Below are 269 nucleotides of genomic sequence, written 5' to 3'. Positions count from 1 at the left end.
ATGGCGCTGGACGCGTTGCATGCGGCCGGCCTGCCGGTGGTGCGCATCAATCCTCGGCAAGGGCGCGACTTTGCCCGGGCAACCGGGCAACTGTCCAAGACCGATCAGCTGGATGCACGGGTGCTGGCGCAGATGGCAGCAGTGCTGAGCTTGAGGCGCTATCAGCCGCTGGAGGACTGGCGCCGGAGGTTGCGCGCCTACCAGCAGCGCCGCATGCAGGTCCTGGCGCTGGTGCAGCAGCAGCGCCAGCAGGTGTCCCAACTGAGCGA

Annotated in this window: 1 protein-coding gene; it reads left to right on the top strand. The window is 68.0% G+C overall.

Annotated features, from left to right (window positions below):
- On the top strand, positions 1-269 hold a 269-nt coding region (locus tag XcodCFBP4690_RS22230), incomplete at both ends, for an IS110 family transposase (protein ID WP_146092058.1).

The organism is Xanthomonas codiaei, assembly GCF_002939785.1.
Taxonomy (GTDB): domain Bacteria; phylum Pseudomonadota; class Gammaproteobacteria; order Xanthomonadales; family Xanthomonadaceae; genus Xanthomonas; species Xanthomonas codiaei.
This window is presented reverse-complemented; position numbering and strand designations above follow the sequence as displayed.